Origin of the sequence: Paraburkholderia sp. BL6669N2 (assembly GCF_003387275.1) — a bacterium.
Lineage (GTDB): Bacteria > Pseudomonadota > Gammaproteobacteria > Burkholderiales > Burkholderiaceae > Paraburkholderia.
On sequence record NZ_QUNA01000001.1, the window covers coordinates 1,213,008 to 1,226,703 of the forward strand.

Here is a 13,696-nt window from a genome sequence, read left to right on the forward strand (position 1 = left end):
GAGCGCGTATATGAATACAAAGACGTTGACTTTCCTCCTCAACCTTGAGGGCAAAACCGCCCTCATTACCGGCGCCGCACAGGGCATCGGCGAGGCGATTGCAAGACGTCTCGCCGAAGCCGGCGCTGCCGTCGTCATCTGCGATATCAACGGCAACCTTGCAGAAAAGACCGCGCAGTCGATCCGAGATACGGGCGCGCGGGCGTTGGCTGTCAAAGCCGACGTCGCCCGCGTTGCAGACACTCAGATGGCGGTCGACATCGCACTAAATCAGTTCGGCACACTCGACATCCTCGTGAACAACGCCGCGCTGGTCGCCCCGCGCCCCGTCATGGAGATCGATGAACAGCTGTGGAATTCCGTGCTCGATATTGACCTCAAGGGCGTGTTCTTTCAGGCGCAAGCAGCGGCTCGCCAGATGATCGCCGCCGGACGTGGCGGCAAGATCATTAATATTTCTTCGGTCGATGCGGTGCTGCCGGTCGGCGGCCTGGTTCCCTACGATTCGGCGAAAGGCGGCGTCGCGATGATGACCAAATCACTCGCAAAGGAACTCGGCAAATACGGCATAACCGTGAATGCGGTCGCGCCGGGCGGCGTTGCCACTCCGGGCGCAAACGAAGCAGCGCCGGGGATCATGGCCGTGCTGGGCATAGCTCCCGAAGCCATTGCTGACATTCCCGTTCGATCCACCCTTGGCCGTTACGCCGAACCCGACGACATCGCAAAGGTTGTCTACTTCCTTAGCACCGGTCTGGCTGATTACATGACTGGCGCGTTCGTCACCGTGGACGGCGGTTACCTGCTGATCTGATGGCCGGCGCGGCCCGCAGTAGTGAAACTACCGTCATGAACGACGTTGACAACCCAAAAATGCGTGTTTATATTTACGAACAGTATTCACATATTTCGATTCAGGACAGTCGATAGGCATGTCCGGAAAACAGAGACGGCGCAGTTAGCTAAAGGCAGCGGTCAACGGTGGACCTCACTCCATCGAAAGTTGAAAAAGAGAGCGGACGAAGTTCCGCAGGCTTAATCGGACATCTGAGTAGTAGGCCGAAAATTCAACGTAGAGGAGACAACATGAAACACTATCGGCCGCGGCCCACGAAAATCAGCGTTGCCGTGTGGACCACCTGCCTGGCGGCTGTCTGCGGGCTATATAGCACAAGCGGATTGGCTTTCGAGATCACTACGCCGAACCCGGACATCGATATGCACTGGGACAACACCGTGCGCGGCGATTACGGCATGCGTCTGCAAGGCCGCGACGGCTTCTACACGAATAGCCCGACCTACGACGAAAGCGACCTCTCGACATCAAAATTCGGCACGATTCAAGCTCGACTGAACCTATACAGCGAGTTCGACTTCAAGTACAAGGACAACTGGGGTTTCCGCGTGAGTGCGGCCGCGTGGTACGACCCAAGCTACAGGAGCCACGTTAATAACAACACGTCCTTGCCTTCGCCTAACAATCTGCCGAACTACCCGGGTAACACCTACTCGAGTTATATCGAGAAATACTACGGGGGTCCCAGCGGCGAGTTGCGCGACGCATTTGTCTTTGGCTCGTTCAATCTCGGTGACCATCCGGTCGACGTCAAGCTGGGCCGTACCGCCATCACCTGGGGCCAGGCCGCTTTCGCGACGATCGGTGGCACAAACTCAATTGCATTCGCCCAGCAACCAATCGATCTATATAAGGCAACGATCAGCCCGAGCGCGTCGCTGAAAGAAGTGGTTTTGCCAACCACTCAAACGGTCGTGTCGACCAAGCTGACCGACACCATTACCTTGGCGGCTCAGTACACTTTCGAATGGGACTACGACCGCATTCCCGAAGGCGGCACCTATTTCGGTGGCGCGGACGCTATCTTGTACGGACCGCCGGTGGCCGCTTATACAGCGATCCCTGGACTTGGGCCCGTGCCGCTGAACCGGGTTGCCCCGATCAAGGGCCAGCAGGGCGACATAGGCGTAGATGGAAAGTGGCGTATCGATGCGATCGGCAGCACAGCGGAAGTTGCCTTCCGGCATTTCGCCATGAAATTCCCGTGGGCCGCGCTGGTCGCGCCCGGCCGTGGCGTGAACTTAGGTCCGGTCACGCTGCCCGGTATCCAGGCGCAATATGGTAATGATGTCAACCTGGTCGGCGCCGGGATCAACGGTCCTGTTGGCAATGCCGCGTATGCAGCTGAAATTTCCTATCGCTGGAATATGCCGCTGAGCCCCACCAGTACGACAACGATCAACAACGCCCCGACTGGTCGCACGTTGCACGGGCTGTTCAATCTGACGCAATCTGTCGGCAAGACGCCGTTCTGGGACAACATGTTTGTACAGGGTGAGTTCGCGTTCAATCGGTTGATGTCTGTACAGAAGAATCCGGGCAATCTCGCATTGTCTGGCTACGATACGTCAGGACAATGCTCGGGCAGTGGCAACAATCCGTACAACAACTGCGCGTCGCGGTTCTGGATGGGTATGGGTATCGGTGCGAGCCCGCAGTGGTACCAGGTGTTTCCAGGTGTCGACCTCACCATGCCCCTCTTCATCAACTTGAACCTGAAGGGCTACTCACCGGTAATCAACAATGCCGGGGAATCGCAGGGCTTCAATACGTTCCTGATTGGATTGAACTTCAATATCCACAACAAGCATGAGATAGATATCACGTACACGTACTACACGAACAAGAAGGGATTCTCGAGCGGCGGTGCGGCGACGGCCGTCGGCGCACCGTATAGCGATAAATCGTGGCTTGGGATTACCTACCAGACTACGTTCTAAAACAGATGGAGACAGTTGTGAAACGTATATCAACACTCGTCAAGGCGCTCGTGGTCGCCGTACCGCTTTGCGCGGTTCCCTTCGCTGGCGTTACAGCACTCGCGGCAGAATCAGGTACTACGCCATTCGGCGCCGAGATTGCGGGTAACAAGGACGGCACCATCCCCGCCTATACCGGTGGCATCACGACGATGCCGGCGGGCTTCAAGGCGAACAGCGGCAAGTGGGCCGATCCCTACCCCGATGAGAAGCCGGTACTGCAAATCACGGCGCAAAATTATCAGCAGTACGCGGACAAACTGAGCGCTAGCGCGCAGGAGCTTTTCAAACGCTATCCAACCTATCGGATGGACATTTACCCGACGCATCGCAGCGCGTCTTATCCGGACTGGTATCTGGCAAATTCGGAGAAGAACGCGTCGAGCGCGAAGCTGGAGAAAAACGGCCTGTTCCTGACCGGAGCATTCGGCGGCAAACCGTTCCCTGTGCCAAAGACCGGCCAGGAAGCAATCTGGGACTGGGAACTGCGCTATGTAGGCACCTTTCAGAGGAATACGGTTAAGACTTACCTGGTCGATACCGCCGGGAACTCGACGCTTGCGGCTCAATTTAAAAGCTCATTGAGCTACCCTTACTTCGACATCAAGAACGAAGATGATTTTAAGAAGAAAGGCGGCGAAGCAATCTGGTACCAGGTGTTCAACGACTATGCCGCTCCCGCACGACTGATCGGCGAAACGACACTCTTCTGGTACTTCATGGATACCGCGGACCATGACCAGCAGTCGTGGATGTACAGCCCTGGCCAGCGTCGTGTGCGTGTCGCGCCCGATCTCGCCTATGACACGCCGAACCCGGGTTACTCCGGCGCCATCACCATGGATGACATCCAGTTGTTCTACGGCAAGCTGGACCGTTGGAATATGAAGCTTGTTGGCAAGAAGGAGATGTACATTCCGTACAACGACTACAAGCAGCAGTACGAAACACCGGCCAGCAAGATTCTCACGCCAAAGTTCGTCAATCCCGATACGACGCGTTGGGAATTGCACCGGGTATGGGTCGTGGAATTGACGCTAAAGGCCAATGTCCGTCACGTGTACAGCAAGAAGGTTATGTACATGGACGAAGATGGCGGCGGCGGTGCGATGGATGCGTACGACCAATCCGGAAAGCTCTACCGCGGCGGATTCGAAACCACGGTCCCCGCCTACGATTACAAAGTGCCATACTCGCTGGGCAACTGGTTCTATGACTTCGGCAGTGGCATCTATATCTTCGGCAGCCATCCCGCGGAGTCGCCCGGCATCTTCTTCAACGTGAGCTTCCCCAGGGATTTCTTCACGCCGGATCGTATGCAGTCGACTGGTGTCCGTTAAGGCAGCACAATGGACGGCGCGCGACGATTGGCCAGCCATCACCGCGCGCCACCAGAACAAATAAGATGAGACAGACCGTCGTGGCACCTTGTTTTGCCGTGACGGTGCAAGGAGATTAAATGAGCCCTAGAACAGCTCGCGCGTTTGTCCCGGTTGTCCCGGTTGTCCCGGCGGTCACGCTCGCGCTAGTGGCCGCGGCGTGTATCGTAACCGGCGATGCGAACGCAGCCTTTCACGACCCGATCGACACCCCTGCCGCAGCAGCGCCAAACGCTACCCACGAACCCATGATGTCGGTCGCGCTCGCAGGCAAGCGGCTTGTTGCCGTCGGACCGCGCGGCGTGATTCTTCTGTCTGACGACGACGCCGCACACTGGCGGCAGGCGCCAAGCCCAGTGAGTTCGGATTTGGTCTCAGTCATGTTTGCAACGCCGCAGCAAGGTTGGGCAGTGGGACACGATGGCCAGGTGCTGCACAGCGCGGACGGCGGAGCCACGTGGCACAAACAGCTCGACGGCATTCAGGCGGCAAAGCTGATGCAGAGCTTCTACTCTCACCAGGCGGGCACTTCACCGGATCTAAAGACAGCACAGGACGAAGCCGCACGCTTTCTGGCTGACATGGGAGGCCGACCATTCCTCGACGTATGGTTCGACAACGACCGTTCCGGCTGGGTGGTCGGCTCCTTCAATATTATTTTTCATACGAAGGACGGCGGTAAAACCTGGGAGCCATGGTTCGACCGCGTTGACAACCCGAATGCGCTGAACCTTCACACCATTCGGCGCATCGGGTCGACACTGTACATTGCCGGCGAGCAAGGCCTTCTCCTCAAACTCGACGAGGGCGCGCAGCGCTTTGTCGGACTCAAGACGCCGTCGAAAAGCAGCTTCTTTGGTATGACCTCGAGCGGCTCGACGCTGATTGCCTACGGTCTGCTGGGTAACGCGTTCCGCACGGTCGACAACGGCCAGACGTGGCAGAAGATTTCCTTACCGACAGGCGCGAGCGTGCTGGCGAGCGGGCAACTTGCCGATGGCCGGCTGCTGCTCGGCACACAGGCAGGCGAACTGCTGGTTAGTAGCGATCACGGCAAGACCTTCAGCCGCGTCGCCACGCCCGTGCCCGGCGCGGTCTTCGGCCTGATGACGCGTGGCAGCGAGGCCATCGTCACCGGCGCGGCAGGACTTTCCCGTATCGAGCTTCCCGTCGCGGGCAGCGCAAAGTGACGGTGTTTATCCATCGCATTCCAGGAGCCAGACATGGCGGCAGGTAGCAACGCCCAATTCGACAAAATGCCGGTGGTGACTGATCCCACCACGTTCGATCGGCGATCCGGAAACATGCTGGAACGACTCATATTCAACCGCCGTCCATGGCTTATGTTGATCTGCGCACTGGTGACGGCGATTCTGGGTGTTCAGGCGTCGCGTCTCGAAGTCAACGCCAGCTTCGAGAAGATGATCCCGCTGTCGCACCCGTATATCCACAACTATCTGACCAACAAGGCGGATCTCAAGGGTCTCGGGAACTCGATCCGGGTCGTCGTCGAAGCAAAAAATGGCAACGTGTACGATCCTACGTATCTGAACGCGCTCAAACGGATCAACGATGCGTTGTTCCTGATCCCAGGCGTGGACCGTCCCGGCGTCAAGTCGTTGTGGATGCCGATCGTACGGTGGAACACGGTGACTGAAAACGGTTTTGCGGGCGGCCCTGTCATGCCCGAAAGCTACGACGGCTCACCGGCGCAGATCGACCGGCTCCGCACCAATGTCGCGCGTGCCAACATCGTTGGCAGCCTTGTCGCGAACGATCTGAAGTCGAGCATGATCCAGATACCCCTGCTCGACACTTATCCTGATACTGGCAAGCCTCTCGATTACGCCAGGCTTACTCGCCAGATCGAAGACGTTTTGGAACGCGAGTCGCATGGCGAAGTACGCGTACACGTCGTTGGATTTGCCAAGCTGATCGGTGATCTGATCTCGGGGCTCAACCTCATCACGATGTACTTCGGCATGGCGGCGCTGATCGCCCTCGTCGTGATCTTTCTCTATACGCGCTGCATTCGCAGCACCTTGCTGGTCGTGAGTTGCTCGCTGATTGCCGTGATCTGGCAGCTCGGCATCATCAAGACGCTGGGATTCGTGCTTGATCCGTACTCGATTCTGGTGCCGTTTCTGGTCTTCGCGATCGGTGTGTCGCACGGCGCCCAGAAAATGAACGGTATCACGCAGGACGTCGGCCGCGGCACGCACAAGTATGTCGCCGCACGCTACACGTTCCGGCGGTTGTTCCTCGCCGGCCTTACCGCCCTGCTCGCGGACGTAGTCGGGTTTGCCGTGCTGATGGTGATCGACATCCCCGTCATCAAGGATCTCGCGTTCACCGCCAGCGTCGGCGTTGGCGTGCTGGTGTTCACTAACTTACTGCTGCTGCCGGTTCTGCTGTCGTACATCGGCGTCAGCCCGTCGGCCGCCCGACGTAGCGTCAGGACCGAGCGAGAAGAAAACGCCGGACATAATGCGGTGGGTTCAGTGTGGAACGTGCTTGACCGTTTCACTGAACGCCGATGGGCTACTGCTGCAATTGCCTGCGCAGCGCTTCTCGCCGTGGGCGGCTGGAGCGTCAGTCAGAAGTTGCAGATCGGCGACCTCGATGCGGGCGCACCGGAACTCCGGCCGGACTCCCGCTATAACATCGACAACGCTTATATCAATGCGCATTACGGGCTTTCGAGTGACCTGTTCGTGGTGATCGGCAAGTCCTCGCAGACGAGTTGTGACGGCAACAACTATCCGCTTGCTGTCGAGGCCGATCGACTCGAGACCATGCTGCGTACGGTGCCCGGCGTCCAGACAACGACCTCAATCGGCGCGCTTTCCCGCTGGGTCACCTCAGGCTTCTACGAAGGCTACCCGAAGTGGTACACGATCGACCGCGTGCCGTCGATCCAGAACAAGACCGCTTCGCAGATTGTGCTGGACCATCCGGACTTGTTGAATGCGACGTGCACGACCGCGCCGATCATTGTGTACCTGACTGATCACAAGGCGGCGACTTTGTCGCGCGTCATGGCGGCTGCCGAAGACTTTGCGAAAACGCACAATGACAAGGATCATCAGTTTCTGATGGTAGCAGGCTCGGCCGGCATCGATGCGGTGACGAACGTAGTCGTCGCGAAGGCCAACCGGCTGATGCTGCTCATGGTGTACGGTGCGGTCATTCTGTTGTGCTTTATCACCTTCCGCAGCTGGCGCGCGGTGATTGTCGCTGTCGTGCCTCTCGCGGTTACTTCGATTCTCTGCGAAGCGTTGATGGTAATGCTCGGCATTGGCGTGAAAGTCTCGACATTGCCGGTGATCGCGCTGGGCGTCGGCATCGGTGTCGATTACGCACTCTATCTGTTGAGCGTCCAGTTGTCTTACCAGCGAGCAGGACTGCCGTTGGCAGAAGCGTACCGCCGGGCCGTGCAATTCACCGGCAAGGTAGTTGCACTGGTTGGGGTAACACTGGCGGCGGGTGTTGTTACATGGGCGTTTTCACCAATCAAGTTCCAAGCCGACATGGGCATTTTGCTGACGTTTATGTTCTTATGGAACATGATCGGCGCGCTGATCCTGATCCCCGCACTGTCGCATTTCCTGCTCCGTGGCATCTCCGATTCGGCGAGCAAAGCGGCGGGGATGCCAGTTAAGGCCGACGTGTCCAAGCTGGTCGTGCCCGCCGTGCGCACCGAGAATCTCGCCGCGACGGGCGGCGCTACTACTAAACAGACCACGCGCGGCTGACCAGCGGCAAGCGGCCAGGCGCGAGAAGCAAACGCGCCTGGCGCAGGCGGCCGGCGTCAAGGTAACGCCTATTTGCACTCGTCTTCGGAAAACCGCCGAAGGCGGCGAACAGATTTGGCATTCTCAAGCTCATGAGAGCGTCCAGCAGTTCGCGGCGGACCCTGACATCAACGGTGGTGAGAGACCTATGAACAACGCTACGGCATACGGCAAATCAGTACGTTGCGTCAAGAGCATCAAGGTTGCGATTGAGCAGAGAGACGGGCACTGACTCTTATCCAGCCGCACACAGGGCACCGAAGTGCCCCGTTTTCTTCTTAACGCACATCCCACTCCAGCGGCAAATGATAGAGCGTGCCGTTGACGCCGCCATGCACGCCCGCCTTTTCGCCGGGTTTGACCCGGAAGTCAGGGATTCGCTTGAGCCATTCCTGCAGGAACACCTTGAGTTCCACGCGCGCGAGAAACGACCCTGGACAGCGATGCGCGCCATTGCCGAAAGTGGAGTGAATAGGCGTCGGGCGAGAAAAGTCCACCGTAAGCGGATCATTGAACTTACGATCGTCCAGCCCGTGCAGCGTGGTCGGGATGATGATCATGTCACCTTCCTTCATCTGCACGCCCTTGTATTCAAAGTCATGCGTGATGCGGCGTCCCTGATTGACCACCGGAAAGCGCCGCAGTAGCTCGTCGACCGCCTTTTGCGTGAGCTCCGGCTGCTCGATCAACTCCTTGCGATGCGACGGGCTTTTCGCCAGAAAATTCGCGATAAAACCCATCGCCGATGCGACCGTGTCTAACCCGCCGATCAGCACGAGTCCGCACAGCCCCTTCAGTTCCTGATCCGTCAACGCACGCCCGTCGATCCTGGATTGAACGATCCGGCTGATAAGGTCGTCGCCCGGGTTGGCACGCCGCTCCGCAATTTTGACGCCGAGATATTCGAAAATCGCACCGAGCGCGGCCAGCTTTTGCTCCGCGGAGTCAGGCCGAACCATCTTGTCGGCGAGGCCAAGAAGGAAGTCGCGATCTTCCGCGGGCAACGCGACCATATTCATGAAAATACCGATCGGCAAGTGCTGTGCGAAGCCCGACACAAACTCCACCTCGCCCTTTTCGTAAAAGCCCTCAATCAACTCGATCGTCATCTCGCGGGCCTTCTCTTCGAGTGTGCCGATCGCCTGGGGCATAAAAGCCGGGGCAATCAGCGCACGATATGCCGTATGCAGCGGCGGATCAAAGAAGATCGGCGGCAGCGGCGCATGTTCGACCAGTGGCACCGTCAGCTGCTTCGACGAAAAATTCTCGTAGTCTTTGAATATCTGGTAGATGTCGTCTCCGCGCGTCGCAATCCAGTGACCGCCGTTTCTCGGTGTCCAGAAGATGTCGGGAACGCCGTCGTCGTGCAGCCTCTTCAGCGCGAGATGGTAGTCGTCCTCGGCGCCGGGCGGATTGTAGATATCCATATCCACAACCAACTCCGGCGGCACGTGTGCGGGAATCGGCGCCGACTCGGGCGGCGCTGCGTGACCGGTTGCTGACATTCGGTGTCTCCTTTTCGCGACGTGGCCAAGCGCACCGACATAGCGGTTATCGCACTGGCTATTGGATGATTGATGCCTACAGGTAGGCCCCGTACAACTCAACGTGATGTTCGGTGTTACCCCAGGTCATATCGATGCAGGTCAGGCGTTTCACGTACCATCCCACTGACAGTTCGTCGGTCATTCCCATACCACCATGCAATTGCACAGCCTGTTGTCCGACGAAGCGGCCGCTACGCCCGATCATCGCCTTGGCAGCACAGACCGCGCGATGGCTTTCGCGCCTATCGTCGTCCGCAAGTTTTGCGGCGGCGAAGTAAACCATTGAACGGGCCTGTTCGACAGCGGTGAGGATATCGGCGGCGCGATGTTGCAAAGCCTGAAACTTGCCTATCGGCGCACCGAACTGCTTGCGTGTGCGCAAATAGTCGTAGGTCAGATTGGCCAGCTTTTCCATCGTCCCCACCGCCTCCGCGCAAAGTGCAAAGATGCCGTGATCGACTACCCACTCCAACAGCGCGAACCCTTCGTCTACCGTACCGAGCACAGCGTCCGCATTGACGTGCACCTCATCTAGCGTAATCTCCGCGACGCGCTGGCCATCGAGCGCCGGAAATCCTTTCACCGTGACGCCAGGTGTTTTTGCGTCTACAGCGAAGAGCGTGATACCCGCCGTGTCCGTCGGCTCGCCCGACGTTCGTGCGGAGACAAACAGCAGGTCTGCGCTGTCACCATGCAGGACCACACCCTTCCGACCATTGAGCACATAGCCTGCATCAGACGCTTTCGCGGTCGTGGTCACATTCCACAGGTCAAAGCGCGCGCCCGGCTCAAGCGTCGCGAGCGCGGTCTTCAGGTTGCCGCCGGCGAGACCGGTGAGCCACGACGCCTTGCGCGCCTCGTGGCCTGCAACGCCGATCAGTCTTGCGCCCAGCACCGCCGACGAAAGAAATGGCTCGAGCACAAGCCCCCGGCCAAATGCCTCCATGACGATCATGGTTTCCACCGGCGAAGCACCAAGACCACCGTGTTCCTCTGGCACGTGCAACGCCAGCAGCCCCATGTCAGCGAGCGTGGACCAGTGCGTGGACGACCAGCCCTGGGTTGTCGTCGCCAGTCGCCGCCGCGCTTCGAAAGCATATTCGTTGTCGATGAAACGGCCGACCACGTTGGCCAGCATCTGTTGCTCTTCGACGAGCGTAAAGTCCATGACGTCTCCTCAGATGCCGAGCGCCAATTTGGCGATAATGTTTTTCTGCACCTCGGTCGAACCGCCATAGATCGAGATCTTGCGCCAGTCGAGGTAGTGCGCGGCGAGCGCGTTCAACAGTTCACCGTTCGCAGTTTCGCCGCTCCACTCCCCGTCCAGTGCGTCGGCGACGAATGGCACCGCATAAGGACCGGCGCATTCCATAATGAGTTCGGTCAATTCCTGCTGGATTTCCGAGCCACGAATTTTCAGCACGGACGCTTCGGGCCCAATCGTCCGTCCCGCCGATTCAGCGGAGGCCACACGCAGCAGCGACCACTCGTGCGCGATCAGGTCGATCTCGACCTTCGCGATCCTGTCGCGAAAGCGGACATCGTCGATCAGTGGCTTGCCGTGTTTCCGTTCCGTCCGTGCAATCTCCTTCAATCGGCGCATAAAGCGTTTGCAGTTGCCAAGCCCGGCAATATTGGTGCGTTCATGGCCGAGCAGATATTTTGCGATCGACCAGCCATGATTTTCCTCGCCGACCAGATTTCGGATCGGCACCTCAACGTTCTCAAAGAAAACTTCGTTGACGTCATGTCCGCCATCGAGTGTCTTGATCGGCCGGACGGTGATGCCGGGCGTTTTCATATCGATCAGCAGGAAGGAAATGCCCTCCTGCGGACGGTCGCCGCTGTGCGTGCGCACCAGACAGAAAATCCAGTTGGCCCACTGGGCAAACGAAGTCCATGTCTTCTGTCCGTTGACGATATAGAACGGTTCGCCATCGCGCGGAGCACAGTCAGTGCGCGTTTTGAGTGAAGCCAGATCTGAGCCGGCGCCAGGCTCGGAATAGCCTTGACACCACCAGTCCTCCATCGTCACGATGCGAGGAAGAAAGTAAGCTCGCTGCGCCGCCGTCCCGAACTTCTGCAGTACCGGTCCGACCATTGACAGGCCGAACGGCATCTGCCGAGGCGCACCGGCGGTAAAGCACTCTTCGTCGAAGATATTGCGTTGTGTAGCGTTCCACCCCGCGCCGCCGTATTCGACCGGCCACGCAGCCGCGCCCCAGCCGTTCGCTGCGAGGACGCGCTGCCAGCGAACGTAATCTTCGCGCGGCACATGACGGAAATTGAGCACTCGCTCGCGGATATCCGACGGCAACCGGGCCGCCACAAATTCCCGAACCGATGCGCGAAAGGTCTTGTCTTCCAGACTTTCTCGCAAATCCATAAACACACTCCTTTGACCACACTTGCCAGGACAACAATCCAGGGCGGTGTTCAGCCAATCTCCACGATGCCGTTATTCAGCACCACCACGTCGCGTGCATCCACTCGAGCCCGCAAATGGAAACGTGCGTCACTCTCGCGCCACAATTGAAAGCGGATGGTTTCGCCGGGATAAACCGGCGACGTAAGGCGAAGCGCAAGGCGCTTCAGGCGGGACGCGTCGTTGCCAGCGCAGGTTCGGATCGCGGCATAGCCTGCAATCCCGTACGTCGCCAGTCCGTGCAGAATCGGCTGCTTGAAGCCGGCTTTCGTGGCTACCTCCGGGTCGGCGTGCAGCGGATTCGAATCGCCCGAAAGTCGGTAGATCAGCGCAGTCTGAGGCGAAGTCGCAAACTCGAATTCACTGTCTGGGGCGCGCTCGGGAACCGATGGCAGCGCCTCCGGAGGCGGGTCGGTGATGCCGGTTTCCGCGCTAAAGCCACCGTCGCCGCGCAGAAAAGACACTTGCCGTACCTCGGCGAGCCGTTCGCCACTGCCCTGCTCGATCAGATCACGCCTGAGTTCGACGATGGCTCCCTTACCCGCTCCCTTGTCTGACACAAGGCTCACGCGGGTCTTGCTGACGATGGTCGCGGCCGTCGGCATCGGACGGAGGAAACGGACGTCCTGCTCACCATGCACCAGCTTCAGATAGTCAACGCCGGCACGCGGATCACGCATCCATGATTTCGGCCAGGCGAATGCTGCGGCGCACGTCGGCATCGCCTGCAGCTCCTTCTCGTACACATACCGCAATTGCGCCGCGTCGAGCGGATCACCGCCGATGCCGAGACCGAGCGCGTAAAGCATCACATCGCGCTCAGAGTAACTCTGGGTCACATCTTCAATTGGCCAGTTCCTGATGACTTCGTACTTCAGCATGACTATGCCCCGTAAGATTTCAATCGTCGGTGAAATTCGGCTTGCGCTTTTCGAGGAAGCTCGCGATGCCTTCCTTGTAGTCGTCGCACTGATTCGCAATCGGCATGTCGAGACCGGCAGACATGATGGCCTCATGCGGCGTCTGAAACGGGACTTCCCAAAGCTGCGCCTTCATCACGCGCATCGAGCGCGGCGAGCAGTTCTCAGCGAGGTCGCGCGCATACGCATAGGTCTCTTCGGCCAACGTGCCCGACGGAAACGCGCGGTTGACAAGCCCCATTCGTTCCGCTTCGAGCCCCTTGATCTTGCGCGCCGACAGGAGCAGATCGAGCGCTCTTGCATGCCCGACATGGTGCGAGAGTATCCAGGCCATGCCGTATTCGGCGGTGAGTCCGCGCCGCGCGAAAGCAGTGGTAATCGTCGCGTCCTCGGCAGCGAAGCGGATGTCGCAGAACAACGCGTGAATCAGGCCGATGCCCACCGTCGCGCCGTTGAGCATGGCGATGACCGGCTTCGGTATCGCCGGATAGTACGAGCAGCGCGTTTGCCAGTCGGCGCGCTTGCGCATGTCGAAAGGACGCGGCAGCTTGGTCATCAGCGCGGCTGGATCGCCGCCAAAGCTATGAATATCGCCGCCGGCGCAGAACGCCTTGCCCGCTCCGGTGAACACGATGACGCGCACGCCGCGGTCGGCTCCTGCAGCCTGCATGGCCTCATAAACTTCTGTGGCCACCTTGTCGTTCCAGCTGTTCATGTGTTCGGGACGGTTCAGCGTGATCGTGGCGATCCGGTCCTTCACGTCGTACAGGATGGTCTCGTAGCCCATGGATGTCTC

At 58.9% G+C, this 13,696-nt stretch carries 10 protein-coding genes; 5 read left to right on the forward strand and 5 right to left on the reverse strand.

From position 1 onward, the window contains the following. The first annotated feature begins 10 nt into the window (after positions 1 to 10). From B0G80_RS05500 to B0G80_RS05520, 5 genes are all read left to right on the forward strand, one after another. On the forward strand, positions 11 to 814 hold the full coding sequence (locus tag B0G80_RS05500; protein ID WP_116117286.1) for an SDR family NAD(P)-dependent oxidoreductase: 804 nt from the start codon (positions 11 to 13) through the stop codon (positions 812 to 814). 272 nt (positions 815 to 1,086) lie between these two features. Then, positions 1,087 to 2,796 carry a DUF1302 domain-containing protein gene (locus B0G80_RS05505; RefSeq protein ID WP_116117287.1) on the forward strand — a complete coding sequence of 570 codons (1,710 nt, stop codon included), beginning with the start codon at positions 1,087 to 1,089 and terminating at the stop codon, positions 2,794 to 2,796. A gap of 5 nt (positions 2,797 to 2,801) precedes the next feature. After that, positions 2,802 to 4,175 carry a DUF1329 domain-containing protein gene (locus B0G80_RS05510; RefSeq protein ID WP_181919909.1) on the forward strand — a complete coding sequence of 458 codons (1,374 nt, stop codon included), beginning with the start codon at positions 2,802 to 2,804 and terminating at the stop codon, positions 4,173 to 4,175. A 119-nt stretch (positions 4,176 to 4,294) separates the two neighbouring features. Then, positions 4,295 to 5,404: a YCF48-related protein gene (locus tag B0G80_RS05515; RefSeq protein ID WP_116117289.1), complete on the forward strand. Its 1,110-nt coding sequence runs from the start codon at positions 4,295 to 4,297 to the stop codon at positions 5,402 to 5,404. 33 nt (positions 5,405 to 5,437) lie between these two features. Then, positions 5,438 to 7,969, forward strand: coding sequence for an RND family transporter (locus tag B0G80_RS05520; protein ID WP_116117290.1), 2,532 nt, complete (start codon positions 5,438 to 5,440; stop codon positions 7,967 to 7,969). 317 nt (positions 7,970 to 8,286) lie between these two features. Here B0G80_RS05520 and B0G80_RS05525 read toward each other — a convergent pair whose 3' ends face one another. The 5 genes from B0G80_RS05525 to B0G80_RS05545 form a co-directional block, all read right to left on the reverse strand. Beyond that, entirely contained in the window at positions 8,287 to 9,513 is a 1,227-nt protein-coding gene (locus B0G80_RS05525) for a cytochrome P450 (RefSeq protein WP_116117291.1), read from the reverse strand. A gap of 76 nt (positions 9,514 to 9,589) precedes the next feature. Next, complete coding sequence (locus tag B0G80_RS05530; protein WP_116117292.1) at positions 9,590 to 10,723, reverse strand: acyl-CoA dehydrogenase family protein; 1,134 nt, start codon at positions 10,721 to 10,723, stop codon at positions 9,590 to 9,592. A gap of 9 nt (positions 10,724 to 10,732) precedes the next feature. After that, the gene (locus B0G80_RS05535; protein ID WP_116117293.1) at positions 10,733 to 11,941 is read right to left on the reverse strand and encodes an acyl-CoA dehydrogenase family protein; all 1,209 of its coding nucleotides are present in this window, start codon (positions 11,939 to 11,941) and stop codon (positions 10,733 to 10,735) included. 50 nt (positions 11,942 to 11,991) lie between these two features. Further along, the gene (locus B0G80_RS05540) at positions 11,992 to 12,861 is read right to left on the reverse strand and encodes a MaoC/PaaZ C-terminal domain-containing protein (RefSeq protein WP_116117294.1); all 870 of its coding nucleotides are present in this window, start codon (positions 12,859 to 12,861) and stop codon (positions 11,992 to 11,994) included. 19 nt (positions 12,862 to 12,880) lie between these two features. Beyond that, the gene (locus B0G80_RS05545) at positions 12,881 to 13,687 is read right to left on the reverse strand and encodes an enoyl-CoA hydratase (RefSeq protein WP_106285307.1); all 807 of its coding nucleotides are present in this window, start codon (positions 13,685 to 13,687) and stop codon (positions 12,881 to 12,883) included. Between the last annotated feature and the right edge of the window lie 9 nt (positions 13,688 to 13,696).

Bases quoted from the DNA above. Each gene is read 5' to 3' on its own strand.
- B0G80_RS05535 (WP_116117293.1), bottom strand. From the start codon at position 11,941: ATGGATTTGCGAGAAAGTCTGGAAGACAAGACCTTTCGCGCATCGGTT.
- B0G80_RS05515 (WP_116117289.1), top strand. From the start codon at position 4,295: ATGAGCCCTAGAACAGCTCGCGCGTTTGTCCCGGTTGTCCCGGTTGTC.
- B0G80_RS05520 (WP_116117290.1), top strand. From the start codon at position 5,438: ATGGCGGCAGGTAGCAACGCCCAATTCGACAAAATGCCGGTGGTGACT.
- B0G80_RS05505 (WP_116117287.1), top strand. From the start codon at position 1,087: ATGAAACACTATCGGCCGCGGCCCACGAAAATCAGCGTTGCCGTGTGG.
- B0G80_RS05500 (WP_116117286.1), top strand. From the start codon at position 11: ATGAATACAAAGACGTTGACTTTCCTCCTCAACCTTGAGGGCAAAACC.
- B0G80_RS05510 (WP_181919909.1), top strand. From the start codon at position 2,802: ATGGAGACAGTTGTGAAACGTATATCAACACTCGTCAAGGCGCTCGTG.
- B0G80_RS05525 (WP_116117291.1), bottom strand. From the start codon at position 9,513: ATGTCAGCAACCGGTCACGCAGCGCCGCCCGAGTCGGCGCCGATTCCC.
- B0G80_RS05530 (WP_116117292.1), bottom strand. From the start codon at position 10,723: ATGGACTTTACGCTCGTCGAAGAGCAACAGATGCTGGCCAACGTGGTC.
- B0G80_RS05540 (WP_116117294.1), bottom strand. From the start codon at position 12,861: ATGCTGAAGTACGAAGTCATCAGGAACTGGCCAATTGAAGATGTGACC.
- B0G80_RS05545 (WP_106285307.1), bottom strand. From the start codon at position 13,687: ATGGGCTACGAGACCATCCTGTACGACGTGAAGGACCGGATCGCCACG.